Origin of the sequence: Bordetella sputigena (genome assembly GCF_965137885.1) — a bacterium.
GTDB lineage: Bacteria > Pseudomonadota > Gammaproteobacteria > Burkholderiales > Burkholderiaceae_B > Bordetella_C > Bordetella_C sputigena.
In genome coordinates this window covers 139,782-162,367 of record NZ_CBCSCA010000004.1, presented here as the reverse complement: position 1 = coordinate 162,367, position 22,586 = coordinate 139,782, and the positions used below count along the sequence as shown (strand labels likewise).

Genomic DNA, 22,586 nt, shown 5'->3' with positions numbered 1-22,586 from the left:
CTGGGCCTGCGCGGCCCGGCCTGCGCGGCCCGGCCCAATACAGCGGTCTATAACGGAAAATTGAAACCCGGCGTTGGGCGGCTGCGGCACAATCCTGTCATATAACCTGCACGCCACCCATGCGGGACGCCATGTCCCCGCCGGAGATCGCCATGCTGATACGCAAGCCTTCCGATGTACTGCCTTCGGAAATCACGCCCGAACCCGTGTGGCAGTCGCGGCGCGCCTGGATGGCGCGCGCGGCCGCCGGCGCCGCCGCCCTGGGCGCGTCCGGCCTGGGCGCTCGACAGGCCCATGCGGCGGACGGCGCGCTGGCGCCCCTGCCCGGCACCCCGGACAAGCAGTTCGCCATCATGGACAAGCCCACGTCCTACGAAGACATCACTTCGTACAACAACTTCTACGAATTCGGCGTCGACAAGGGCGATCCCGCCCGCTACGCCAAAACCCTGCGCACCCGCCCGTGGACGGTCAGCATCGAAGGCGAAGTCCAAAAGCCGCAGACCCTGGACATCGACGCGCTGCTGAAACTGGCGCCGCAGGAAGAGCGCACCTACCGCATGCGCTGCGTCGAAGGCTGGTCCATGGTCATCCCCTGGGTCGGCTATTCGCTTTCCGCGCTGCTGAACCAGGTCCAGCCCACCGGCAACGCCAAGTTCGTGCAATTCATCAGCGCCGCCCAGCGCGACACCATGCCGGGCCTGCGCTATCCCGTCATCGACTGGCCCTATGTCGAAGGCCTTCGCCTGGACGAGGCCATGCATCCGCTGACGCTGCTCACCTTCGGCCTGTACGGCAAGGTGCTGCCGAACCAGAATGGCGCCCCGCTGCGGGTGGTGGTGCCGTGGAAATACGGCTTCAAGTCGGCCAAATCGCTGGTCGCCATCCGGCTGGTGGAGAAAATGCCGGTCAGCGCCTGGATGAAAGCGGCCTCCAATGAATACGGCTTCTATGCCAACGTGAATCCCAATGTCCCGCACCCGCGCTGGAGCCAGGCCACCGAACGTCGCATAGGCGAAGACGGCCTGTTCAGTCCCAAGCGCAAGACCTTGATGTTCAATGGCTATGACCAGGTCGCTTCCCTGTATGCCGGCATGGACCTGCGGGCCAACTACTGATATGCCGACTGTCATCCAGCCGCCCCGCGGCCAGCGGGCGCGTCGGCAATTGCCGGCGGCGACGGTAAACCGCTTCAAGCCCATCCTGTTTCTGCTGGGGCTGTTCCCGCTGGCGCGCTGGATCTGGCTGGGCACGCACAACGGCCTGACGGCGAATCCGGTCGAGTTCCTGACCCGCTCCGCCGGCACCTGGACCTTTGTCTGCCTGCTGGTGACCCTGGGCATTACGCCGCTGCGCCGCTTGACCGGCCAGCCGGCCCTGGTGCGTCTGCGTCGCATGTGTGGGCTATTCGCCTTCTTCTACGGCTTTCTGCACTTCATGTCCTGGGTGGCGTGGGATCGCGGCTTCGACCCGGCGTCCATGCTGCAGGATGTAGGCGAACGGCCCTTCATCACGGTGGGCTTCGCGGGCTTCGTACTGATGACCGCGCTGGCCTTGACCTCCACCCAGGGCGCCATGCGACGCATGGGCAAGCGTTGGCAACAGCTGCATCGCGCCGTGTATGCGATCGGCATACTGGCCTGGCTGCATTTGTTCTGGCACAAGGCCGGCAAGCACGATTTCGAGCAGCCCATTGCTTACGGCGTCGTATTGGCGGTATTGCTGGCGTGGCGGCTCGTGGCCTGGGCGGCGGCGCGGCGCAAGACCGGCGCCGCGTTGACGGCGTAAGCCGCGCGCTGGCGCCCGGCCTTTCAGCGTCCCAGATCGGTCAAGGGCACCGTGGCCCGGGCGGTATGGGTGCGTCCGTCGGCGCTTGCCTTCGGCGCGCCGAAAAAGGCCTCGTAATGGGCGATGGGCGTGGCGCCGTCCGGGCAATCCCAGCCGCCCGCCTGGGTCGAATATCGGCAACGGCCTCCTTTGTAGCCGCCGTAGGCCGAAGCGGTCCTGGCCAGGTAGGGCGCGACCGCATGCCATTGCCCGGCGGCTTCGCAAGCCGTTAGCGCGTAATCGCCGTCCTGTTCGCCGGCGCGGGCGAACGTGCAGGTATAGGCGACTTCGCCATTGCCTTCGCGGTCCTCGGCGGGGAAACGATCGACGGCGTGTTGTATCCAGCCCAGATGTTGCGCAACGTCAGTGAAAATCGCGTATCGGTTGACATCGCTATCACCGTCGCCCACCCGCTTCCAGGCGCGCGATCCCACGCCGGCCTGGCGGACGATGGTCCCGTCGGGCGACATGATCAGTAAAGGGCCCCCGGAATCGCCCGGCAATGCGTTGGTGAATTCGGATTCCTGGTCCGGATTGCCGACGCAGATCTCGGCATGGCCGATGTCGCCGCAATGCGAGCGGCTGTCCACCACGCTGACTTCGCCTTGCTGCAGCGTGCTGGCCCCCTCCAAGGCGTTGTGCCACTTCTTGCCGAAGCCGATGATCATGGCGCGCTGGCCGAGCGGAGGGCTTTCCCTGCTCAAGGGCACGACCTGCAAGCCCAGGATGTCAGGCGCGATGGGCGTGGTCAGGTGGACCAGCGCGATATCGTTGTCCATGACTTTTTCGCCTTTACCTTCAGCGTAGGCGTCGGGCTGGATGGGGAAGACGAGCTTGTCGTAGCTGGCCTGGTATATATGCCGGCCGATCTTCCACATACCCACCTGGATCTCGTCGAAGGATTTCACCAGCTCGATGCGCCCCGAGTTCGGCTTGGAAATGCAATGCGCGGCGGTGAGCAGCCACCGGGGCGCGATCAGCGTCGCGCCGCAGGCCGTGACGCCGTCGTTGAAGCGCGGCGCGATGTAGGTGTAGTAGGGAAACCTGCCCTGGGGCGCGTCGGCGCCGTTGGAAACGCGCCGCGCGCGGGGCCGGGGCGCGTCGCCCGATTCCGGATCCGGGGTGGCCGCCGCGGGAAGCGCCGCGCTCGCCAATAGAAAACCGATTGCGATGGTACTGACTGCTTTTGCGAAGATGATCATGATGCCAAGGATGAAGCGCGCCGTGCCGCTGGCGCAGGAAGGTCGCCGGCGGCATGGTCCGCGCGCAAGCCGCGCGCGATCGTCCACCGGGACGCGCTTCGTCCGTTTAGCGGATCATCCGGTTCCATCCGCCGGCGGCGTTTCCTGTACCGCGATGGGCAGGGCCAGCAACAGCGCGGCGGTTTCCGCATCGGGTATGCCGTCATAGCGGCCGGGGCGGTAATGCATCTGGAAGGCGGCGATGACGCGGCGGGTCTGGTCATCCAGGATGCCGCTGTCCGGCACCGCATAGCCGGCCAGCCGCAGGCGGTGCTGGAACCAGCTCGCATCCGGTACGCCGTTCTTCTCGAAGAACGCCTGGAAGAGGGGAGCCGCCTTTTCGTCGTACCAGCGCCCCAATCCCGCGGCGGCCAGCCGGCGCCACGGAAACAGCGGTCCGGGGTCGACCTTGCGCTGCGGCGCGACGTCGCTGTGGGCGACGATGTTCTCCGGCCGTACGCCATGGCGCCGGGCGATGTCGCGCAGCAGCAGCACGACGGTCCGGATCTGGTCTTCGTGGAAGGGCTCCCAGCGCAGCGTGCCGTCGGGCGCGCGGGTGTCCCCCCGGTTGACGATCTCTATGCCGATCGACGCATTGTTGATGGCGGTATGTCCGTACCAGCTGCTGGCGCCCGCATGCCAGGCATTGCGGTCTTCGGGCACCAGTTGGTACACGTGGACTGGCTGGGTGTCGGTGATCAGATAGTGTGCGCTGACGTCGCCGCGCGACAGCGTCAGCAGGGACGCGCGATCGTCGCCGGCCGTGTAGTGCAGCACGATGAAACGCACGCGGCTGTCCTGGCTGACGGCCTGGATCGAGCGGTCGATGTCCAGGCCGCCCGTTTGGCGCGACGCGCAGCCCGCCAGCGCCAGCATGGCCAGGAGCGCGAGGCTGGCGCGCAAGAAGCCAGGCCCGGTCCTTGTGGTCCTCATCGTGCCAGATACAGGAAGAGCGTGGGTTTCTTGTCCAGGTCCGGTGCCGGGCCTTTTTTCCAGTCGGCGATGGTACGGGTGCGTATCCACTCGTCCCGCGTGGTCAGCGAGCGGGCCACGCACAGCCGGGTATCGCCCCGCAGCGTCTCCACCAGGGCGGCGAACATGGCGGCGTTGCGATACGGGGTTTCGATCAGCAGCTGCGTCTGGTTGGCGCGGCCGGAGTGCTGTTCCCAGGCGCGCAGCTGGCGCACGCGTTCGTTCGGCTCGACGGGCGCATAGCCATGGAAGGCGAAGCGCTGGCCGTCCAGTCCGCTGGCCATGAGCGCCAGCAGAATGGACGAGGGGCCGACCCAGGGGCGTACCCATAGGCCCATTCCGTGGGCGATGTCCGCCACGCGCGCGCCAGGGTCCGCCACCGCGGGGCAGCCGGCCTCCGACACCAGCCCGATCTCACCGCCCTGCTTCAGGGGGCGCAGCCAGGCCTGGATCTGCGCGCTGTCGGTTTTTTCCGTCAGCGTATGGATGGTGATGTCCTGCAGCGGGCGGATGGCGCCGACCTGTTTGAGGAAGGCGCGGGCAGTCTTGGCGTTCTCGGCGATGTAGGTGTGCAGGCGGGCGGCCAGGGCGCGTACCTCGGGCGGCAGCCAGCGGTCCACCGGCGCGTCGCCCAGGCCGACGGGGATCAGATGCAGTTGTCCCGGTTCGCCCGCCGGCCCGCCGGCGGATTTTTCAGCCGGCGGGCCGGCGGGGTTTTCCGGCGAGTCCGGGCGCGGTTGCGAACCTTCCTGGCTCATTGCCTGGCCTCCACCTGGATCAGCGGATTCAGGCCGAACTCCGCCAGCATGCCGGTCAGGGCGATCAGGGGCAGTCCGATGATCGCCGTGGGATCGTCGCTGCGTATGCTTTCCATCAGCGCGATGCCCAGGCTTTCCGCTTTGGCGCTGCCGGCGGTGTCGTAGGGCGTTTCCGCGCGCAGATAATTGTCGATGGCGGCGTCCGACAGGGGCCGGAAGCGGCAATGGGTGACGATGTCCGCCCGGGTGGTGCGCTGCCCGTCCGTAACCGCCAGGGCGCTATGGAATTCGACGTCGCGTCCGGACAGCGTGCGCAACTGTGCCCGCGCGCGCTCGAAGTCGCCGGGTTTACCGATCGCCTTGCCGTCCACGGTGGCGACCTGGTCCGAACCGATGACAATGGCGCCCGGCCGGGTCGCGGCGACTGCCGCGGCCTTGGCGACCGCCAGGCGTAGCGCGAGCTGCGCCGGCGCTTCGCCGGGCAGGGGTGTTTCATCGACGCCCGGTGCGACCGTGTCGAACGGCAGGCGTAGCCGGGTCAGCAATTCCCGGCGGTAGGGGGAGGTGGATGCGAGGATCAGGCGGGGAGCGGACAAGGGCATGCGGGGTTTGACGGTGAGACGTAAGTCACGGTATTATCTAACCCGGCAAGCATGGCGAACCGCTGCTGCACCTGCATGTGCGGGCCGCGCCGGTGCTGGTTTGCCAGCGCTGCGTGGAGCCCTTTGTTTACCCCATCGATGCGAACGTAAGTCTGCATCTGGTGAAATCCGAAGCCGAACTCGATGACGGCGCCGATGACACCGCCCAGGAGGCGGACGACGCGGCGGACGTCGACGAGGCGCCGGAAAAAGTGGTCGGTTCGCGCCACTTCGATGTGCTGGAGCAGGTCGAAGACGAACTGATCCTGAATATTCCCTACGTGCCCAGGCATGATGTCTGCCCGGGCGCGCCGCTGAAGACCAGCGCCGGCGAGCCGGCGCAAGGCGCCGATGCGGACAAGCGTCCATCGCCGTTCGCGGTGCTGGAAAAATTGAAGCAAAAACATTGAGGTCAACATCGGGCCGCATCGCGTACAATGCGCCCCGTTTCTAGGAGTCATCATGGCTGTTCAACAAAACAAGAAGTCCCCGTCCAAGCGTGGCATGCACCGCTCGCACGATTTCCTGACCGCGCCGTCCACGGCCATCGAACCCAATACGGGCGAAACGCATCTGCGTCACCACATCAGCCCGAACGGTTTCTACCGCGGCCGCAAGGTCATCAAGACCAAGAACGACGAATAAGGTCGTTCCGCCTCGCGTGAACCGGAACCGTACTGCTACGGCTGGCGCTGATACTTGGCACCCGTGATACGCATCGCCATCGACTGCATGGGCGGCGATATTGGCCTGCCCGTGACCATACCCGCGTCGGTCGAGTTCGCCCGCCGGTTTCCGGACGCGCGACTCCTGCTGGTCGGGTTGCCCGACGCGATCGAAAAGGCCCTGGCCGGGTCGCGCGACGTGCCGCGCGACCGTCTGGAAATCGTGGCGGCCTCCGAGGTCGTCACGATGGACGATTCCGTCGAAGTGGCCCTGCGCCGCAAGAAGGACTCGTCCATGCGCATCGCCGCGCAGGCGGTCAAGGACGGCCGCGCCGACGCCTGCGTTTCCGCGGGCAACACCGGTGCCTGGATGGCGATTTCGCGCTACGTGCTCAAGACTCTGGACGGCATTGATCGTCCCGCCATTGCCACGTCGATCCCCAATCAAAAGGGCAAGTCCACCACCGTGCTGGACTTGGGCGCCAACGTCGACTGCACGGCCGAACACCTGTTGCAGTTCGCCATCATGGGCGCGGCCCTGGCGCAGGCGCTCGACCATTGCGAGCGTCCCAGCGTCGGCCTGCTGAACATCGGCGAAGAAGTCATCAAGGGCAATGAAGTCGTCAAGGAGGCCGCGGAGCTGCTGCGCGCCAGCCGCCTGAACTTCTACGGCAACGTGGAAGGCAACGACATCTTCAAGGGCACGGTGGACGTCGTCGTCTGCGACGGCTTTGTCGGCAATGCCGTGCTCAAGTCCATCGAAGGACTGGCGCGGATGCTGTCGAGCATCATCCGCGAAGAATTCAAACGCAATCCGATCACCCTGCTGGCGGGCGCCATCGCGTCGCCGGTCCTGAACCGCCTGCGCAAGCGGGTCGACAACCGGCGCCACAACGGCGCCGCCTTGCTCGGCCTGCGCGGCGTGGTCATCAAAAGCCATGGTTCGGCGGACAGCTATGCTTTCGGTTTCGCGCTTCAGCGCGCGCGCGAGGCCGTAGCCAGCAAGCTGCTGGAACGCACCAACCTGAGCATGGCGCAGATCAGGCAGCAGGGCATACCGACCAACACGCACACCAACGACGCGGCCATATCGCTGCCGCGCGCGGCAGGGGACTCCGCCTGATGAACCGCAATCCGCAGTATTCGGTGATCGCCGGCACCGGCAGCTATCTGCCGCCGCGCGTCGTATCCAATGACGACCTGGCGGCCGAACTGGCCACGCGCAATATCCAGACCTCCGACGAGTGGATCGTCGAGCGCACCGGCATCCGCCAGCGGCATATCGCCGAGCGCGGGGTGACGACCAGCGACCTGGCGGTGGAAGCCGCGCGGCTCGCCATCGAAGACGCCGGCCTGCAGGCGGCCGACATCGACCTGATCATCGTCGCCACGTCCACCCCCGATTTCGTTTTCCCCAGCACGGCCTGCCTGGTGCAGAGCAAGCTGGGCATCAAGGGCGGCGCGGCTTTCGACGTCCAGGCCGTATGCAGCGGCTTCGTCTATGCGCTGACCACGGCGGACAGCTTCATCCGCGCGGGCCGCGCCCGGCATGCGCTGATCATCGGCGCCGAGGTGTTCTCCCGCATCCTGGACTGGAACGATCGCGCCACCTGCGTGCTGTTCGGCGACGGCGCCGGCGCGGTGGTGCTGTCGGCGTCGGAACAACCCGGCATCCTGGCCGCGCAGCTGCATGCCGACGGCAGCCAGACCAAGATCCTGTGCGCCGCCGGCAACGTCGCCTATGGCGAAGTCGTGGGCGACCCCTTCCTGCGCATGGACGGGCAGGCCGTGTTCAAGCAGGCGGTCACCGTGCTGGAGCGCTCCGCGCGCGACGTATGCGAGGAAGCCGAAGTGACGCTGGACGCGGTCGATCTGCTGATCCCCCACCAGGCCAACGTGCGTATTCTGAACTTCCTTGCCCGCAAATTGGATCTTCCCGCGGACAAACTCGTCGTCACCGTCGACCGCCATGCCAATACGTCGGCCGCCAGCGTGCCGCTGGCGCTGGACGTCGCGCGCCGCGAAGGACGGGCCAAGGCCGGCCAGCTGGTCTTGATGCAAGGTGTCGGTGGCGGCTTCACCTGGGGTTCGGTGCTGGCGCGCCTGACCGCCTGAGCAGCCTCTACAACGCAATCTGATCTGATCGCTCTCGATGAAAATCGCTTTCGTATTTCCCGGCCAGGGTTCGCAATCGGTCGGCATGCTGGACGCCTGGCAGGGCAACGCGGCCGTGGCCGACGTAGTGGCGCGCGCCTCGGCGGCGCTGTCCCAGGATCTGGGGGCGCTGATCGCGCAGGGACCGGCCGAGCAGCTCAACCTGACGACCAATACCCAGCCGGCCATGCTGACGGCCGGCGTCGCCATGTACCAGGCCTGGCTGGCCGCGGGTGGACGCGCACCGGATATGGTGGCCGGCCACAGCCTGGGCGAATATGCGGCGCTGACCGCTGCCCGCGCCTTGGCGCTGGAAGACGCCGTCCGGCTGGTGCGTATCCGCGCCGACGCCATGCAGGCCGCCGTGCCGGTGGGCACGGGCGCCATGGCGGCCGTGCTGGGCCTGGCCGATGACGCCGTGCGCGCCGCCTGCGCCCAGGCGGCCCAGGGCGAAGTGGTCGAAGCAGTGAATTTCAATGCGCCGGCCCAGGTCGTGATCGCCGGACACAAGGCCGCCGTCGAGCGCGCGTGCGAAGCCGCCAAGGCCGCGGGCGCCAAGCGGGCGCTGCTGCTGCCGGTTTCCGCTCCTTTCCATAGCAGCCTGCTGGAACCGGCGGCGGCCGTGCTGTCCCGCGCGCTGGCGGAAGTCGACGTCGCCGCGCCGGCCATGCCGGTGCTGAATAACGTGGACGTCGCCACGCCGTCCGAGCCGGCCGCCATTCGCGATGCGCTGGTGCGCCAGGCCTGGCATCCCGTGCGTTGGGTCGAAACCATACAGGCGATGAAGGCGCGGGGAATTACGCACATCATCGAATGCGGTCCGGGCAAGGTGCTGACCGGCCTGGTCAAGCGCATCGACGGCGAGTTGACCGGCCTGGCCATTACCGATCCCGCCTCGCTGGAAGCGGCGCTGGCCGCCGTCGGCTCGAACTAAGGAAGCCTCCATGGAACTGCAAGGAAAGATCGCACTGGTCACCGGTGCCACGCGGGGCATAGGCAAGGCCATCGCCCATGAGCTGGCCACGCGCGGCGCCACCGTCATCGGCACCGCCACGTCGGCCGCCGGCGCGGACACCATCAGTGAGGCGCTGGCGCCCTTCAAGGGCCGTGGCGTCATCCTCGACGTCACCGACGCCCAGGCCTGTGACACGCTGGTGGAAGAGCTTGCCAAGGAAGGCGGCCCGCACATCCTGGTGAACAATGCCGGCATCACCCGCGACACGCTGGCCATGCGCATGAAGGACGAGGACTGGGACGCGGTCGTCGATACCAACCTGAAGGCGGTGTTCCGCCTGTCGCGCGGCGTGATGCGTGGCATGATGAAGGCCCGCTGGGGCCGCGTCATCAATGTCACGTCGGTGGTCGGTTCCAGCGGCAATGCCGGACAAGCCAACTACGCCGCCGCCAAGGCCGGCGTGGCGGGCATGTCGCGTGCGCTGGCGCGCGAACTGGGCAGCCGCAACATTACCGTCAATTGCGTGGCGCCCGGCTTCATCGATACCGATATGACCCGCGTGCTGGGCGAAACCCAGACGGCGGCGCTGCTGCAGCAGATTCCCCTGGGCCGGCTGGGTTCGCCGGCCGATATCGCCCATGCCGTTGCGTTTCTTGCCGGTCCCCAGGCCGGTTACATTACCGGGACGACGCTGCACGTCAACGGCGGCATGTATATGTAATTTCCGGATCCCGAATGGCTCGGCGGAAGGCCTGCCTATCGGGAATCCATTTTTGTCACAGCCCGGCGTTGGCATTAAGCTGCGCTTGGCTATAATTCGCGGGATTTTTCCCAATTGGAGATCTGCATGGAAAGCATCGAACAGCGCGTCAAGAAGATCGTCGCTGAACAACTTGGCGTCAATGAAGCCGAGATCAAGAACGAGTCTTCCTTTCTTGACGACCTCGGTGCCGATTCGCTCGACATGGTTGAGCTGGTCATGGCCCTCGAAGACGAATTCGAGACCGAGATCCCCGACGAAGAGGCCGAGAAAATCACGACCGTGCAACAAGCGATCGACTACATCAATTCGCACGGCAAGCAGTAAGCGATCAGCCTGTCTTTCCTTGCCGCGGCGCGCGTCGCCACGTCGGGAACCAGGGCGGTTTTTGGACTATGCCGCGCGGGTGCTGCGCGGGGCGGCGACAGCCTGCCTCGTGACGCTCTTTTCCGCGCAAGCGGCGTATTCCAGGCCGCCTTTCTTTTGTCTGTTTAGGAGTCATCCGTGAAACGACGCGTCGTCATCACCGGACTCGGCATCGTGTCCCCCGTGGGCAATGACGTGTCCAGCGCCTGGGACAATATCGTCAACGGACGTTCCGGCATTAGCCGTATTACCCGTTTCGATCCTTCGGCGCTGACCACGCATATCGCGGGCGAAGTCCGCGATTTCGACGTCACGCAATACGTGCCTGCCAAGGAAGCCCGGCAGATGGATACCTTTATCCATTACGGGCTGGCGGCGGGCATCCAGGCCTGGCGCGACAGCGGCCTGGAAGTCACCGAGGCCAATGCGGAACGCATCGGCGTAATCATCGGCTCCGGCATCGGCGGTTTGCCGCGTATCGAAGAAACCCAGACCGATCTGCTGGCGCGCGGTCCGCGCCGCATTTCGCCGTTCTTCGTGCCGGGCGCGTTGATCAACCTGATCTCGGGCCAGCTGTCCATCATGTACGGATTCAAGGGCCCCAGCTACGCCGTGGTCTCCGCATGCACCACCGGCCTGCACAGCATCGGCGATTCCGCCCGCATGATCGAGTACGGCGATGCCGACATCATGGTCGCGGGCGGCGCCGAATCCACCGTGTCCCCGCTGGGCATCGGCGGCTTCGCGGCGATGCGCGCGCTGTCGACGCGCAATGACGACCCCGCCACCGCGTCGCGTCCCTGGGATCGCGATCGCGACGGCTTCGTACTGGGCGAAGGCGCCGGCGTGGTGGTGCTCGAAGAATACGAGCACGCCAAAAAGCGCGGTGCCCGCATTTATGGCGAATTCGTCGGCTACGGCATGAGCTCCGATGCGCACCACATCACGGCTCCCGACAAGGACGGCCCGCGCCGCGGGGTGATCAACGCCCTGCGCAACGGCGGCCTGAATCCGGAAGACGTGCAGTACGTCAATGCGCATGGCACGTCCACGCCGCTGGGCGACAAGAACGAGTCGGATGCGCTGAAGCTGGCCTTTGGCGATCATGCGCACAAGCTCGTGGTCAATTCCACCAAGTCGATGACCGGCCACCTGCTCGGGGCGGCCGGCGGTATCGAAGCGGTGTTCACCACACTGGCCGTCTATCACCAGGTCTCTCCGCCTACCATCAATCTGTTCAACCAGGATCCGGAGTGCGATCTGGACTACTGCGCGAACGAAGCCAGGGAGATGACCATCAACGTTGCGCTGTCCAACTCGTTCGGGTTCGGCGGCACCAACGGATCGATGGCCGTGCGGCGGATGTAAGGGAGCGTGCGTGCACCCGGATTGGACGTTGCGCGTACCTATCTTGCGGCCCCGGCTGGCCGCATGGCTGGACGGCGCCATGCTGGCGTCGGCCGTGGCCGCGGCCCTGCTGGCGCTGTCCTGGCAGGGCGTTCTTTCATTGCCCTTGCTGGCCGCCGCGGCGCTGCTTGTCGCCGTCCTGGCCATCGTGACGTCGGCGCGCGCGGTACCGCGGCGATCCGGCATACGCGGGCGCAGGCCGACCCGGCCGCGCCGCCTCGTCGCCCCGCATGGGCCCGTCAGCGCCGTCCGCATGGAGCGGGACGGCACTTTTTACTTGCGGCTGCGCAACGGCTGGCATCCGGCTGAATGGGTATCTGCGTGGCGCGGCCCGCGCTGGCTGACGCTGCGGGCGCGCGTGCAGGCCGCCGCCGGCGATGCCGCGGCCAGCCCCCGGCGTTGCGTCACCTTTACCGTCTGGCAGGATGCGCTGCCCGCGCCGGCCTGGCGCCGTACCTGCATGCTGACCGCCCGCCGGCTGTGCCGGACGCCGTCGCGCCGCGTGGTGGGAGCGCCATGAGCGAACGCGACATTGACGCCGAGCTGGTCGCCCGCGTTCAGCGCGGCGACAAGAAAGCCTTCGACCTGCTGGTCCTGAAGTACCAGCGCAAGATCATGCGGCTGCTCTCGCGCATGATTCGCGACCAGGCGGAAATCGAAGACGTGGCCCAGGAAGCCTTCATCAAGGCATACCGCGCCCTGCCGCAATTCCGCGGGGATAGCGCGTTCTATACCTGGCTGTACCGGATCGCCATCAATACGGCACGCAACTGGCTGGCATCCAATGGCCGACGCCCCAGCGCGCCCAATGCCCTCGAAAATGAGGACGGTGAAACTTTTAATGAAACGGACAACCTAAGCGATATCAGCACCCCGGAATCCATGGTCGCCAGCCGCGAAATCGCGGAAACCGTCAACGCGGCCATACAGGGCTTGCCCGAGGAATTGCGCACGGCTATTGTCCTGCGGGAAATTGAAGGTATGAGTTACGAAGACATCGCCCAAAGCATGGGTTGCCCGATCGGTACCGTCCGGTCCCGCATATTCCGCGCTCGGGAAGCGGTGGCCGCCCGTTTGCGGCCCCTGCTTGGAAACGATGCCGATCGTCGTTGGTAAGGAGCTGGAGTCATGCAAAGATCATCTGCTTCCGTCCGCGCCGAGGACACCAGCTGGGAAAATTCGGTGTCGGCGTGGATGGACGGCGAAGGAGCCGAGGACTGGCTGGACGGCCTGGAAGTGGCCGAAGGCCGGGAAACCTGGGACACGTATCACCTGATAGGTGATGTGCTGCGTAATCCGGAGCTGTCCATCCGCCCGTCGGCGGCTTTCCAGGCCCGCCTGTCGGCTGCCCTGGCCAATGAACTGCCGATCGTCGCGCCGCGCCGGCGCCGTTCGCTGCGGCCCACGTGGCGCTTCGGCCTGTCCGGTTTCGCCGTGGCCGCCGCGGTGGCTTCCGTGGCCTGGGTCGCGCAGCCTTATCTGGCTGGCTCCAGCGACGCGCCGACCGCGGAAACCCGGGTGCTGGCCGATGCCAGCGCCGTGTCCGCGGACGATCCCAGCCTGAGCGACTATCTGGAAGCGCATCGGCAATTGGCCGGCCCTTCGGCGATCCGCCAGGTGTCTTTCGATGTTGGAGCGGGACGCTGATGACCGTTGCGGCGGTCGTTGCTCCCCCATTCCGGCCCTTATTCCGTCCGGCGGCCGCCTTGCCGGGCAAGGCGGGCCGCGGCCTTGCGGCGACGGGCGCGCCGGTGGCCGCCGCGTTGGCCGCCTCGCTGGCCGCCGCGCTCCTCGTGCTGGGCACCGGCCTGGCGCATGCCCAACCGGCGCAGCAGCCAGCCATCGTTTCCGTCCCCGAGGCCGAAGCCCAGGCCCTGCTGGCGCGCATACAGGATGCGGCCTCCAAGCTGGATTATTCCGGCATCTTCACCTATCAGCAGGGTGAAACCATCCAGTCTTCGCGCGTGGTTCACGTGGTGGACGGCAGCGGTGAACGCGAACGCATCGAGGTGCTGGACGGCCAGCCGCGCGAATACCTGCGGCGCAACGACGATATCCAGTGCCTGGTGCCGGAACACAAGACCATCCTGATCCAGCACAAGCGCGCGGAACAATTCCCCGGCCTGCTGCTGGGATCGCCGGCGGCGCTGACGAAATACTATCGCGTGCTCATGCAGCCCACGCCCCATAGGGTGGCCGGGCGCGAGTGCCGCATCATCACCATCGAGCCGCTGGACAAGGACCGCTATGGCTACCGCCTGTGCGCGGACACCGAAAACGATCTGCTGCTGAAGGCCCAGACCTTGTCCAGCGCGTCCAATGTGCTGGAGCAGGTAGCCTTTACCGCGTTGCGACTGGGACCGGCGGTCGACCACGCCCAGCTCGAATCGCACTGGAATACCAAGGACTGGAAGGTCCTGCAGGGCAGCATGACGCCGCTGGACCTGGCGGCGCAGGGCTGGCGCATTCCCTATCCCCCCGGGTTCAACCCCGTTTCGCAGGTGGGGCGCACGATGGCCCATGGCGACCCTGTCAGCCAGTTGGTATTGTCCGATGGCCTGGCCGCGATTTCCGTGTTCATCGAGCCCTATGACAAGAAGCGCAACCGTCATCAGCCTCATGGTGCCTACCGGCGCGGGCCGGTCAACGTGTACGGTATGCGGATTGCGGACTTCTGGGTCACCGTGCTCGGGGAAGTCCCCGCAGCCACGCTGGAACAGCTCGCCAAGGCCACCGAATACGTGCCGCCAGCGGCGCCGCCCAAATAAACAGCAGACTGCCCCCCAGGGGGCATGCCCGGAGCATTGAATGATTCTGTCCACCGTGTCGAAATTGCCCGTCCGGCGGTTTTTCTCTTTTGAACAGCCCCTGGAAGCCACCCGCGCCATCGGCCGCCGATCCTTGCGCCGTGGCCTGGCCGCGCTGCTGGCCGCCCTGGTCGCCGGTACCGTGGTGCACGCACCTGCCAGCGCGGCGCAGACCGCCACCGGCAACCCGGCGATGATGCTGCCGGACTTCACCTCCATCGTGGAAAAGGCCGATCCGGCCGTGGTGAACATCCGCACCACCGCGACGGTGCCGGTACGCAGCGGCCCGCAGGATCCCTATGATCTGTTCCGTTTCTTCTTCGGTCCGGATTTCCAGCCCCCCGGCATGCCCGAAATGCCCGGCCAGCGTCCGCGCGACCGCCAGCAGCAACCCAAGCAGCAGCCGCAGCAGCCGCAGGAACGTACGGTGCCGCGCGGCGTGGGCTCGGGTTTCTTCATTTCCGCCGACGGTTACGTGCTGACCAATAATCACGTGGTCAGCGACGCCACGGACATTTTCGTCACCCTGACCGACGGCCGCGAATTCAAGGCCAAGGTGGTCGGGACCGACGACCGTACCGACGTTGCGCTGCTGAAAATCGACGCCAAGGATATGCCCTTCCTGCCGATCGGCGACGACACCAAAATCAAGAAAGGCCAATGGGTGCTGGCCATCGGCTCGCCCTTCGGCCTGGATTCCACGGTGACGGCGGGCATCGTCAGCGCCATCAATCGCGATACCGGCGAATATCTGCCTTTCATCCAGACCGATGTGGCGGTAAACCCCGGCAACTCCGGTGGACCGCTGCTCAACCTGCAGGGCGAGGTGATCGGCATCAACTCGCAGATCATTTCCCGCAGCGGCGGCTTCATGGGCATTTCCCTGGCCATCCCGATCGATGAAGTGATGCGCGTGGTCGACGAACTGCGCGCCACCGGCAAGGTCACCCGCGGCCGCATCGGCGTGCAGATCGGCGAAGTCACCAATGAAGTCGCCACCGCCCTGGGCCTGGCCCGGGCCGAGGGCGCGCTGGTCAGCAGCGTGGAAGGCGATAGCCCGGCGGATGCCGCCGGCGTGCAGCCGGGCGACGTCATCCTGCGCTTCAACAACAAGCCGATCGCCCGCTGGTCCGATCTGCCCCGCATGGTCGGGGAAACCAAGCCGGGCACCGCGGCGCCCCTGCAGGTCTGGCGCAAGGGCAAGAACCTTACGCTCAACGTGAAGGTCGCGGAGATCCCGCAGAGCAAGAGTCCCGCCGCGTCCAAAAAGCCCGAGCCGGAGAAGGAGCCCGCATCCTCCACCGCCCTGGGGTTGACGGTGGTGCCGGTCCCCACGGCCACCCAGGGCAAGCTGAAGATCAAGGGCGGCGTGATGGTGCGCGCCGTCTCGGGCCAGGCCGACCAGGCCGGCATCCAGGAAGGCGATATTGTGTTGTCGGTGGGCGACACCGATATCACGGCGCCCGACCAGTTCGTGCAGGTCGCGGGCAAGGTCGACAAGGCCAAGCCGGTGCCGGTCCTGATACGCCGCGGCGACCAAACCCAGTGGGTGGTCATCCAGCCCGGCAAGTAGCCGCAAGACCGGCTAAAATCGCTGGTTGCCACAAGAAGGGGGCGCATGGCGCCCCCTTCTTATTGGTGCACCCGGGTGCGCCGAGGTGTACCAGGGGCGCCATTCCCCCTTTTTCCGATCCGTTTTATGCGCCACATCCGCAATTTTTCCATCATCGCCCACATCGATCACGGCAAGTCGACCCTGGCCGACCGCCTGATCCAGCGCTGCGGCGGATTGGCGGATCGAGAGATGTCGGCCCAGGTGCTCGATTCCATGGACATCGAGCGCGAACGCGGCATCACCATCAAGGCGCAGACGGCGGCGCTGCAATACAAGGCCGCCGATGGCCAGGTCTACAACCTGAACCTGATCGACACCCCGGGACACGTGGACTTCTCCTACGAAGTCAGCCGTTCGCTGTCGGCCTGCGAAGGCGCGCTGCTGGTGGTCGACGCGTCGCAGGGGGTTGAAGCGCAGACGGTGGCGAACTGCTACACGGCCATCGAGCTAGGCGTGGAGGTACTGCCGGTACTGAACAAGATGGACCTGCCGCAGGCCGATCCCGAAGGCGCCCGCCAGGAAATCGAGGACGTCATCGGCATCGATGCGTCGCGCGCCATCGCGGCCAGCGCCAAGACCGGTATGGGCATCGATGACATCCTGGAAGCCATCGTGCGCGACGTGCCGCCGCCCAAGGGCAGCCCGGACGATGCCCTGCAGGCACTGATCATCGATTCCTGGTTCGACAACTACGTCGGCGTGGTCATGCTGGTGCGCATCGTCAACGGCGTGCTGCGGCCCAAGGACAAGATCCTGCTGATGGCGTCCGGCGCCACGCACCTGTGCGAACAGGTCGGCGTGTTCACGCCCAAGTCCGTCCAGCGCCAGGCGCTCAGCGCCGGCGAGGTCGGCTTCGTCATTGCCGGCATCAAGGAGCTCGCCCATGCCAAGGTGGGCGATACCATCACCTTGGCGGGCCAGCCGGCCGCCCAGGCGCTGCCGGGCTTCAAGGAAGTCAAGCCGCAGGTGTTCGCCGGGCTGTACCCGGTGGAAAGCAGCGAATACGACCAGCTGCGCGATTCGCTGGAAAAGCTCAAGCTCAACGACGCCGCGCTGATGTTCGAGCCGGAAGTCTCGCAAGCCCTGGGCTTCGGCTTCCGCTGCGGCTTCCTGGGGCTGCTGCACATGGAAATCGTGCAGGAACGCCTGGAACGCGAATTCGATATGGACATCATCACCACCGCGCCGTCGGTGGTGTACGAAGTCGAACAGCGCGATGGCCAGGTGCTGACCATCGAAAGCCCGTCGCGCATGCCGGAGGTGGGCAAGATCGCGGAAATCCGCGAGCCCATCGTCAAGGTCACCCTGTTCATGCCGCAGGAGTACGTCGGCCCGGTGATGACCCTGTGCAACAACAAGCGCGGCGCGCAGGTCAACATGAGTTATCACGGCCGCCAGGTGCACCTGGTGTACGAGATCCCGCTGGCGGAAATCGTGCTGGACTTCTTCGACAAGCTCAAGTCGGTGTCGCGCGGCTACGCGTCGATGGACTATGAGTTCCTGGAGTACCGCCCGGCCGACGTGGTGCGGGTGGATCTCCTGATCAATGGCGACAAGGTCGATGCTCTCTCCATGATCGTCCACCGCAGCAATGCGCGCTACCGCGCGCGCGACGTGGTGGCGCGCATGCGCGGCCTGATCCCGCGCCAGATGTTCGATGTGGCGATCCAGGCGGCCATCGGCGCCGAAGTCATCGCCCGCGAAAACGTCAAGGCGCTGCGCAAGAACGTATTGGCCAAGTGCTACGGCGGCGACATCACCCGCAAGAAGAAACTGCTGGAAAAGCAGAAGGCCGGCAAAAAGCGCATGAAGCAGGTGGGCAGCGTAGAAATTCCACAGGAGGCGTTCCTGGCCATCCTGCAAGTGGAAGACAAGTAATAAATAAAGAGCGAGAAGGCATCACATATGAGCTGGAACTTTGCGCTGATCCTGTTTGTCCTGCTGGTCGTGACCGGCATCATCTGGCTGCTGGACATCACCGTCTTGCGCAAGGCGCGGCGGCGCAAAGGGGAAGAGGCGGCGGCCCGTTTCGATCCGGCCGTGATCGGCGACGCCCAGGAAGCCGAAAGGCTGCGGCGCGAAGCCGTCGAGTCCGCCACCCGCGTGCCGTGGTGGGTGGAGTACGCGGTCAGCTTCTTTCCGGTCATCCTGTTCGTCTTCATGCTGCGGTCCTTTGTGGTCGAGCCTTTCCGCATTCCGTCCGGTTCGATGCTGCCGACGCTGGAATCCGGCGATCTGATCCTGGTGAACAAATTCAGCCGGGGCATACGCCTGCCCATCATCGACAAGAAGGTGCTGAACACCGGTGACCTGCAACGCGGCGACGTGATCGTGTTCCGCTACCCGGTGGATCCGGACGTCGACTACATCAAGCGCGTGGTCGGGCTGCCGGGTGACGAAATTGCCTACCTGGACAAGAAACTATATGTAAACGGCCAGGAAGTGAAACATACGCGGGACGGCAATTACTTCGAGCCCGACCGGGTCGCCTATATCAACCGGTATAAAGAGAAATTGGGCGACGTTACGCACGACATCCTGTTGGATGAAGACAAGTTTCAGGAATATGGCCCCATATGGCAATTCCCGCACCTGGACAATTGCCAGTACAGCCGCAACGGCGTGCGCTGCAAGGTTCCGCCCGGGGAATACTTCGCCATGGGCGACAACCGCGACAATAGCGCGGACAGCCGCTACTGGGGATTCGTTCCGGACGGTAATATCGTGGGCAAGGCCTTCTTCATCTGGATGAATTTTTCCGATCTAAGCCGGATCGGACGATTCAATTGACATGTCGCTCGACGCGCTTCAAACCCGTCTGGACCACCGTTTCCGCGATGCGGCCCTGTTGGAGCAGGCGCTGACCCATCGCAGCCACGGTGCGCGCCACAATGAACGACTGGAATTCCTGGGCGATGCCGTCCTGAATTTCGTCGTGGCGTCCATGCTGTTCGAGCGTTTCAACAAGATCGACGAAGGCGACCTGTCGCGCCTGCGCGCCAACCTGGTCAAGCAGGCCTCGCTGGCCGACATCGCGCAAAAGCTCGATCTGTCGCAGGACCTGCGACTGGGTGAAGGCGAACTGAAAAGCGGCGGCTTCCGCCGTCCTTCCATCCTGGCCGATACGCTGGAAGCCATCTTCGGCGCCGTCTTCCTGGACGGCGGCTTCGATGCGGCGCGCCGCGTGATCGCCAAGCAGTACCAGCCCGTGCTGGCCACGGTGGACCCCAAGACCTTGGGCAAGGATGCCAAGACGCTGCTGCAGGAATTCCTGCAGGGCCGCAAGATGGCCTTGCCCGTTTACACGGTCGTCGCCACGCATGGCGCCGCGCATAGCCAGCAGTTCGAAGTCGAATGCGCGATCGCGCCGCTGGATATCAAGGTGACCGCCCCCGGCGCCAGCCGCCGAGCCGCCGAGCAGTCCGCCGCCAAGCTGGCGCTGGACGCCGCCCTGGCCGCCAGTCCTCCCAAGGCCGGCCGCCGGGCGCCGCGCGCGCGCAAGACCGCGCAGCTGTCGCTGCCGGTCGCCGTAGCCCAAGAAATCAAATGACCGATCAACAACAACCCACGCGATGCGGCTTCGTCGCCATCGTGGGACGGCCGAACGTCGGCAAGTCCACGCTGAATAACGCGCTGATCGGTGGCAAGGTGTCCATCGTGTCGCGCAAGGCGCAGACGACACGGCATCGCATCCATGGCGTCCTGACCCGCGGCGCGGACCAGTTCGTGTTCGTCGACACGCCCGGTTTCCAGACCCGTCACGGCGGCACCATGAACCGCATGATGAACCGCGTGGTGACCCAGGCGCTGGCCGACGTCGACGTGGTCGTGCACGTGGTCGAAGCCGGCAAGTGGTCGGAAGGCGACGCCAAGCTGCTGCCGCTGCTGCCGGCCGGCGATCGCGCCATCCTGGCGGTGAACAAGGTTGATGCCTTGAAGGACAGGAACAGCCTGTACCCCTACGTCGCCAAGGTCAGCGCGCTGCATGATTACGGCGCCGTCATACCCATCAGCGCCGAGCGCAACCGGCAGCTCGACGACCTGCTGGACGAAATCGCCAAGCGCCTGCCGGAAGGCGAACACATGTTCGAAGCCGACACGCTGACCGACCGGCCGATGCGCTTTATCGCGGCCGAACTGGTGCGGGAGAAAATCTTCCGCCTGGTGGGCGACGAATTGCCCTACGGCTGCACCGTCGTCATCGAGCAGTGGGAAGAGACCGGCAAGGGCGCCCGCGTGGCGGCCTGTATCGTCGTCGAGCGCGACAGCCACAAGCCCATCCTGCTGGGCGCGGGCGGCCAGCACATGAAGCGCATCGCCACCGAGGCGCGTCTGGAAATCGCCAAGATGCTGGACAAGCCGGTGCACCTGGAAATCTACATCAAGGTGCGCAAGGGCTGGTCCGACCGCGAAGAGGCGCTGCGCGACCTGGGATATGAGTAAACGCGGCACGCGCGTTCAGGACACTGCCGGCTACATGCTGCACGCCACGCCGTGGCGCGAAACCTCGCTCATCGTGCAGACGTTTTCGCGCGATCACGGCTGCGTGGCCCTGGTCGCCAAGGGGGCCAAGCGGCCGTATTCGGCGCTGCGGCCGGTGCTGTCGGCCTTCCAGCCGCTGATGCTGTCGTGGTCCGGCGCCGGCGAAGTGAAAACGCTGACGCGCGCCGAAGTGGCCGGCATCCGGCCGCTGAGCGGCGCGCCGCTGATGTCGGCCTGGTACATGAACGAATTGCTGCTGCGGCTGCTGCCGCGCGAAGACGCGCACCCGGTGCTGTTCGATGCCTACGATACCGCGTTGACGCAGCTTGCCGGCGGCACGCCGGCGGCCGGCGCGCTGCGGCGCTTCGAATGGACGCTGTTGAACGAAACCGGCTACGGGTTGGACGCCGCCACGCCGGACTTCGACGATCCCGCCGGTGAACCCAGGCTGCGCCAGGCTCTGCGCGACCGCCTGGGTGAAATCCTGGCGGGACGGCCGCTATCGACGCGGCGCGTGCTGCTGGATTTTCAGACGCGGCGCTTGTCGGTGCGCCTGCCCAGCAAGTAGCCGCAGGCGGCCCACACCGCGGCGCAGGCCGCGCCCACCAGCGCCACCAGGGCGGCGCCATGGCCCAGCGCATCCACGCCGGTCTTCGCCCATGCGCTGGCCGCATCGCCGGCGCGGTAGACCACGGTGTCGATGAAGTTCTTCGCCTTGTACTTGGCTTCCGCGTCGACGGTGGTGAACACCATCTCGCGGCCCGGCCGCACCAGGGCATATTCGCCCACCCGGCGCAGCACCATCACGACCGCCAGGACGGTGAAGACCGGCGCCACGGCCAGGACCAGGAAGCCCGCGCAGATGACCAGCGGGACCGCGGTCAACAGGAAGGTGACCCCCAGGCGCTGCGCCAGACGCCCGGTCAGGAACAGCTGGGTGGCCATGGACAGCGCCTGGACGGCGAAGTCCAGCGCGCTGAACACGCGTATGCGTTCGGCGGAGGAGGTGAAGGCATTGGCCACCAGCCGCGCCTGCTCCATGTACAGAAAGGTGCTGGCCGTGGCCAGCAGGATGACGAACGCCGCCACGCCCAGCAGCAGCGGCGAGCTGAACGTACGGGTCGCGCCGGCGAGTATGCCGCCGCCGATGGGACGCGCGGGCGAGTCGGCGTCGCCCTTGGCGGCTTCCGCGTCTTCGTGGGCGGCCCGGGCTTGTCCTATTTGAGCCGGCTGCTCCTGTTCCGTTGCGCCTGGCGCCGGTGCGGCGGCTGGCAGCGCGCCCGCGCCAGCCACCTCCCGCCACCGCATCAGCCATGATTTCATCGGCAGCGTCAGCCCCAGGAACATCGCGGACAGCAGGATCAGCCCCGAGGCGCCCAGCGTACCGGCCAGCGCCGCACCGAGCACCGGCCCCGCCAGGCCGCCCGTGCTCGCGCCCGCGGCGATGAAGGCGAAGAGCCGCTTGGCCTGCGCGGTGCGGAACACGTCGGCCATCAGGCTCCATGCCACCGACACGACGAACAGGTTGAATACCGACAGCCAGACGTAGAACGCGCGCGCCGCCCATAAATCGTCCGGCCGCGCGTACAGCCAGGCGGCGAAGCCGACCAGCGTCGCGGCGAAAAACGCATACGTCCAGGTGACGAAACCGGCTCGCGGCACGCGCCGCGCCAGCCAGCCGAAGCATGGCACCGCCGCCAGCATGACCACGAAGGTCGCGGTGAACAGCCATTGCAGCTTGTCCACGCCGGCGGCAATGCCCAGCGTTTCCCGGATGGGCCGCAGCATGAAGTAACCGGTGAACAGGCAGAAGAAAAAGGCGAAGCCGCAGACCGCCGCGGCGCCTTCGCCGGGATAAATGTTCACCGCCCGCTGCAAGCGCCGCCGAAGCCACCCGGCCGCCGCCCGCGGCCCAGGCCGATGCTTCTGGCCCTGG

Annotated in this window: 24 protein-coding genes and 1 pseudogene; 20 read left to right on the top strand and 5 right to left on the bottom strand. The window is 66.1% G+C overall.

Annotation, left to right across the window (positions count from 1 at the left end):
- The first annotated feature begins 152 nt into the window (after positions 1 to 152).
- Both msrP and msrQ read left to right on the top strand, forming a co-directional pair.
- Positions 153 to 1,118 carry a protein-methionine-sulfoxide reductase catalytic subunit MsrP gene (msrP, locus tag ACNA0R_RS09400; protein ID WP_415825707.1) on the top strand — a complete coding sequence of 322 codons (966 nt, stop codon included), beginning with the start codon at positions 153 to 155 and terminating at the stop codon, positions 1,116 to 1,118.
- A 1-nt stretch (position 1,119) separates the two neighbouring features.
- The gene (gene msrQ, locus ACNA0R_RS09395) at positions 1,120 to 1,788 is read left to right on the top strand and encodes a protein-methionine-sulfoxide reductase heme-binding subunit MsrQ (protein WP_415825706.1); all 669 of its coding nucleotides are present in this window, start codon (positions 1,120 to 1,122) and stop codon (positions 1,786 to 1,788) included.
- Positions 1,789 to 1,811: 23 nt separating this feature from the next.
- On the opposite strand, the gene ACNA0R_RS09390 is transcribed toward msrQ, so the two are convergent.
- The 4 genes from ACNA0R_RS09390 to ACNA0R_RS09375 all read right to left on the bottom strand — a co-directional run bounded on the left by ACNA0R_RS09390 (position 1,812) and on the right by ACNA0R_RS09375 (position 5,400).
- Entirely contained in the window at positions 1,812 to 3,029 is a 1,218-nt protein-coding gene (locus ACNA0R_RS09390; RefSeq protein ID WP_415825705.1) for a S1 family peptidase, read from the bottom strand.
- Positions 3,030 to 3,143: 114 nt separating this feature from the next.
- Positions 3,144 to 4,001 (bottom strand): N-acetylmuramoyl-L-alanine amidase, encoded by an 858-nt coding sequence (locus tag ACNA0R_RS09385; RefSeq protein ID WP_415825703.1) that lies wholly within the window; start codon positions 3,999 to 4,001, stop codon positions 3,144 to 3,146.
- A complete protein-coding gene (locus tag ACNA0R_RS09380; RefSeq protein ID WP_415825702.1) occupies positions 3,998 to 4,798 on the bottom strand; it encodes an SAM-dependent methyltransferase in 801 nt (266 codons plus the stop codon). Before ACNA0R_RS09380 ends, ACNA0R_RS09385 begins: the two co-directional genes overlap by 4 nt.
- Complete coding sequence (locus ACNA0R_RS09375) at positions 4,795 to 5,400, bottom strand: Maf family nucleotide pyrophosphatase (protein ID WP_415825701.1); 606 nt, start codon at positions 5,398 to 5,400, stop codon at positions 4,795 to 4,797. The genes ACNA0R_RS09380 and ACNA0R_RS09375 overlap by 4 nt, the downstream gene beginning before the upstream one ends.
- A gap of 53 nt (positions 5,401 to 5,453) precedes the next feature.
- Here ACNA0R_RS09375 and ACNA0R_RS09370 point away from each other — a divergent pair.
- The 18 genes and pseudogenes from ACNA0R_RS09370 to recO all read left to right on the top strand — a co-directional run.
- A pseudogene (locus ACNA0R_RS09370) lies at positions 5,454 to 5,849 on the top strand (YceD family protein); the annotation flags it as partial.
- A gap of 52 nt (positions 5,850 to 5,901) precedes the next feature.
- Positions 5,902 to 6,084, top strand: a complete 183-nt coding sequence (gene rpmF, locus ACNA0R_RS09365; protein ID WP_415825700.1) for a 50S ribosomal protein L32 — start codon at positions 5,902 to 5,904, stop codon at positions 6,082 to 6,084.
- Between the two features lie 63 nt (positions 6,085 to 6,147).
- Entirely contained in the window at positions 6,148 to 7,227 is a 1,080-nt protein-coding gene (plsX, locus tag ACNA0R_RS09360) for a phosphate acyltransferase PlsX (protein ID WP_415826058.1), read from the top strand.
- Positions 7,227 to 8,219, top strand: coding sequence for a beta-ketoacyl-ACP synthase III (locus tag ACNA0R_RS09355; RefSeq protein ID WP_415825699.1), 993 nt, complete (start codon positions 7,227 to 7,229; stop codon positions 8,217 to 8,219). Before plsX ends, ACNA0R_RS09355 begins: the two co-directional genes overlap by 1 nt.
- A 37-nt stretch (positions 8,220 to 8,256) precedes the next feature.
- Positions 8,257 to 9,192, top strand: a complete 936-nt coding sequence (gene fabD / locus ACNA0R_RS09350; protein ID WP_415825698.1) for an ACP S-malonyltransferase — start codon at positions 8,257 to 8,259, stop codon at positions 9,190 to 9,192.
- Between the two features lie 10 nt (positions 9,193 to 9,202).
- Positions 9,203 to 9,934 carry a 3-oxoacyl-ACP reductase FabG gene (gene fabG / locus ACNA0R_RS09345; RefSeq protein ID WP_415825697.1) on the top strand — a complete coding sequence of 244 codons (732 nt, stop codon included), beginning with the start codon at positions 9,203 to 9,205 and terminating at the stop codon, positions 9,932 to 9,934.
- 126 nt (positions 9,935 to 10,060) lie between these two features.
- Positions 10,061 to 10,300, top strand: coding sequence for an acyl carrier protein (gene acpP / locus ACNA0R_RS09340; RefSeq protein ID WP_003813816.1), 240 nt, complete (start codon positions 10,061 to 10,063; stop codon positions 10,298 to 10,300).
- 177 nt (positions 10,301 to 10,477) lie between these two features.
- On the top strand, positions 10,478 to 11,707 hold the full coding sequence (fabF, locus tag ACNA0R_RS09335; RefSeq protein WP_415825696.1) for a beta-ketoacyl-ACP synthase II: 1,230 nt from the start codon (positions 10,478 to 10,480) through the stop codon (positions 11,705 to 11,707).
- 28 nt (positions 11,708 to 11,735) lie between these two features.
- Positions 11,736 to 12,266 (top strand): hypothetical protein, encoded by a 531-nt coding sequence (locus ACNA0R_RS09330; protein ID WP_415825695.1) that lies wholly within the window; start codon positions 11,736 to 11,738, stop codon positions 12,264 to 12,266.
- On the top strand, positions 12,263 to 12,862 hold the full coding sequence (gene rpoE / locus ACNA0R_RS09325; RefSeq protein WP_415825694.1) for an RNA polymerase sigma factor RpoE: 600 nt from the start codon (positions 12,263 to 12,265) through the stop codon (positions 12,860 to 12,862). Before ACNA0R_RS09330 ends, rpoE begins: the two co-directional genes overlap by 4 nt.
- A 12-nt stretch (positions 12,863 to 12,874) precedes the next feature.
- Positions 12,875 to 13,393, top strand: a complete 519-nt coding sequence (locus ACNA0R_RS09320) for a sigma-E factor negative regulatory protein (protein WP_415825693.1) — start codon at positions 12,875 to 12,877, stop codon at positions 13,391 to 13,393.
- A complete protein-coding gene (locus ACNA0R_RS09315) occupies positions 13,393 to 14,514 on the top strand; it encodes a MucB/RseB C-terminal domain-containing protein (RefSeq protein ID WP_415825692.1) in 1,122 nt (373 codons plus the stop codon). Before ACNA0R_RS09320 ends, ACNA0R_RS09315 begins: the two co-directional genes overlap by 1 nt.
- Before the next feature lie 40 nt (positions 14,515 to 14,554).
- Positions 14,555 to 16,126 (top strand): DegQ family serine endoprotease, encoded by a 1,572-nt coding sequence (locus ACNA0R_RS09310; protein WP_415825691.1) that lies wholly within the window; start codon positions 14,555 to 14,557, stop codon positions 16,124 to 16,126.
- A gap of 126 nt (positions 16,127 to 16,252) precedes the next feature.
- Positions 16,253 to 18,046, top strand: coding sequence for a translation elongation factor 4 (gene lepA, locus ACNA0R_RS09305; RefSeq protein ID WP_415825690.1), 1,794 nt, complete (start codon positions 16,253 to 16,255; stop codon positions 18,044 to 18,046).
- Positions 18,047 to 18,073: 27 nt separating this feature from the next.
- Positions 18,074 to 18,958, top strand: a complete 885-nt coding sequence (gene lepB, locus ACNA0R_RS09300; protein WP_415825689.1) for a signal peptidase I — start codon at positions 18,074 to 18,076, stop codon at positions 18,956 to 18,958.
- Position 18,959: 1 nt separating this feature from the next.
- Complete coding sequence (rnc, locus tag ACNA0R_RS09295; RefSeq protein ID WP_415825687.1) at positions 18,960 to 19,718, top strand: ribonuclease III; 759 nt, start codon at positions 18,960 to 18,962, stop codon at positions 19,716 to 19,718.
- Complete coding sequence (gene era / locus ACNA0R_RS09290) at positions 19,715 to 20,611, top strand: GTPase Era (RefSeq protein WP_415825686.1); 897 nt, start codon at positions 19,715 to 19,717, stop codon at positions 20,609 to 20,611. Before rnc ends, era begins: the two co-directional genes overlap by 4 nt.
- Positions 20,604 to 21,218, top strand: coding sequence for a DNA repair protein RecO (gene recO / locus ACNA0R_RS09285; protein ID WP_415825685.1), 615 nt, complete (start codon positions 20,604 to 20,606; stop codon positions 21,216 to 21,218). The genes era and recO overlap by 8 nt, the downstream gene beginning before the upstream one ends.
- Here recO and ACNA0R_RS09280 read toward each other — a convergent pair.
- Positions 21,179 to 22,516, bottom strand: a complete 1,338-nt coding sequence (locus ACNA0R_RS09280) for an NTP/NDP exchange transporter (protein WP_415825684.1) — start codon at positions 22,514 to 22,516, stop codon at positions 21,179 to 21,181. The genes recO and ACNA0R_RS09280 overlap by 40 nt on opposite strands.
- Positions 22,517 to 22,586: the final 70 nt, after the last annotated feature.

Coding starts and splice junctions, on each gene's coding strand:
- msrP (WP_415825707.1), top strand. CDS start 153: ATGCTGATACGCAAGCCTTCCGATGTACTGCCTTCGGAAATCACGCCC.
- msrQ (WP_415825706.1), top strand. CDS start 1,120: ATGCCGACTGTCATCCAGCCGCCCCGCGGCCAGCGGGCGCGTCGGCAA.
- ACNA0R_RS09390 (WP_415825705.1), bottom strand. CDS start 3,029: ATGATCATCTTCGCAAAAGCAGTCAGTACCATCGCAATCGGTTTTCTA.
- ACNA0R_RS09385 (WP_415825703.1), bottom strand. CDS start 4,001: ATGAGGACCACAAGGACCGGGCCTGGCTTCTTGCGCGCCAGCCTCGCG.
- ACNA0R_RS09380 (WP_415825702.1), bottom strand. CDS start 4,798: ATGAGCCAGGAAGGTTCGCAACCGCGCCCGGACTCGCCGGAAAACCCC.
- ACNA0R_RS09375 (WP_415825701.1), bottom strand. CDS start 5,400: ATGCCCTTGTCCGCTCCCCGCCTGATCCTCGCATCCACCTCCCCCTAC.
- rpmF (WP_415825700.1), top strand. CDS start 5,902: ATGGCTGTTCAACAAAACAAGAAGTCCCCGTCCAAGCGTGGCATGCAC.
- ACNA0R_RS09355 (WP_415825699.1), top strand. CDS start 7,227: ATGAACCGCAATCCGCAGTATTCGGTGATCGCCGGCACCGGCAGCTAT.
- fabD (WP_415825698.1), top strand. CDS start 8,257: ATGAAAATCGCTTTCGTATTTCCCGGCCAGGGTTCGCAATCGGTCGGC.
- fabG (WP_415825697.1), top strand. CDS start 9,203: ATGGAACTGCAAGGAAAGATCGCACTGGTCACCGGTGCCACGCGGGGC.
- acpP (WP_003813816.1), top strand. CDS start 10,061: ATGGAAAGCATCGAACAGCGCGTCAAGAAGATCGTCGCTGAACAACTT.
- rpoE (WP_415825694.1), top strand. CDS start 12,263: ATGAGCGAACGCGACATTGACGCCGAGCTGGTCGCCCGCGTTCAGCGC.
- ACNA0R_RS09320 (WP_415825693.1), top strand. CDS start 12,875: ATGCAAAGATCATCTGCTTCCGTCCGCGCCGAGGACACCAGCTGGGAA.
- ACNA0R_RS09315 (WP_415825692.1), top strand. CDS start 13,393: ATGACCGTTGCGGCGGTCGTTGCTCCCCCATTCCGGCCCTTATTCCGT.
- ACNA0R_RS09310 (WP_415825691.1), top strand. CDS start 14,555: ATGATTCTGTCCACCGTGTCGAAATTGCCCGTCCGGCGGTTTTTCTCT.
- lepA (WP_415825690.1), top strand. CDS start 16,253: ATGCGCCACATCCGCAATTTTTCCATCATCGCCCACATCGATCACGGC.
- lepB (WP_415825689.1), top strand. CDS start 18,074: ATGAGCTGGAACTTTGCGCTGATCCTGTTTGTCCTGCTGGTCGTGACC.
- rnc (WP_415825687.1), top strand. CDS start 18,960: ATGTCGCTCGACGCGCTTCAAACCCGTCTGGACCACCGTTTCCGCGAT.
- era (WP_415825686.1), top strand. CDS start 19,715: ATGACCGATCAACAACAACCCACGCGATGCGGCTTCGTCGCCATCGTG.
- recO (WP_415825685.1), top strand. CDS start 20,604: ATGAGTAAACGCGGCACGCGCGTTCAGGACACTGCCGGCTACATGCTG.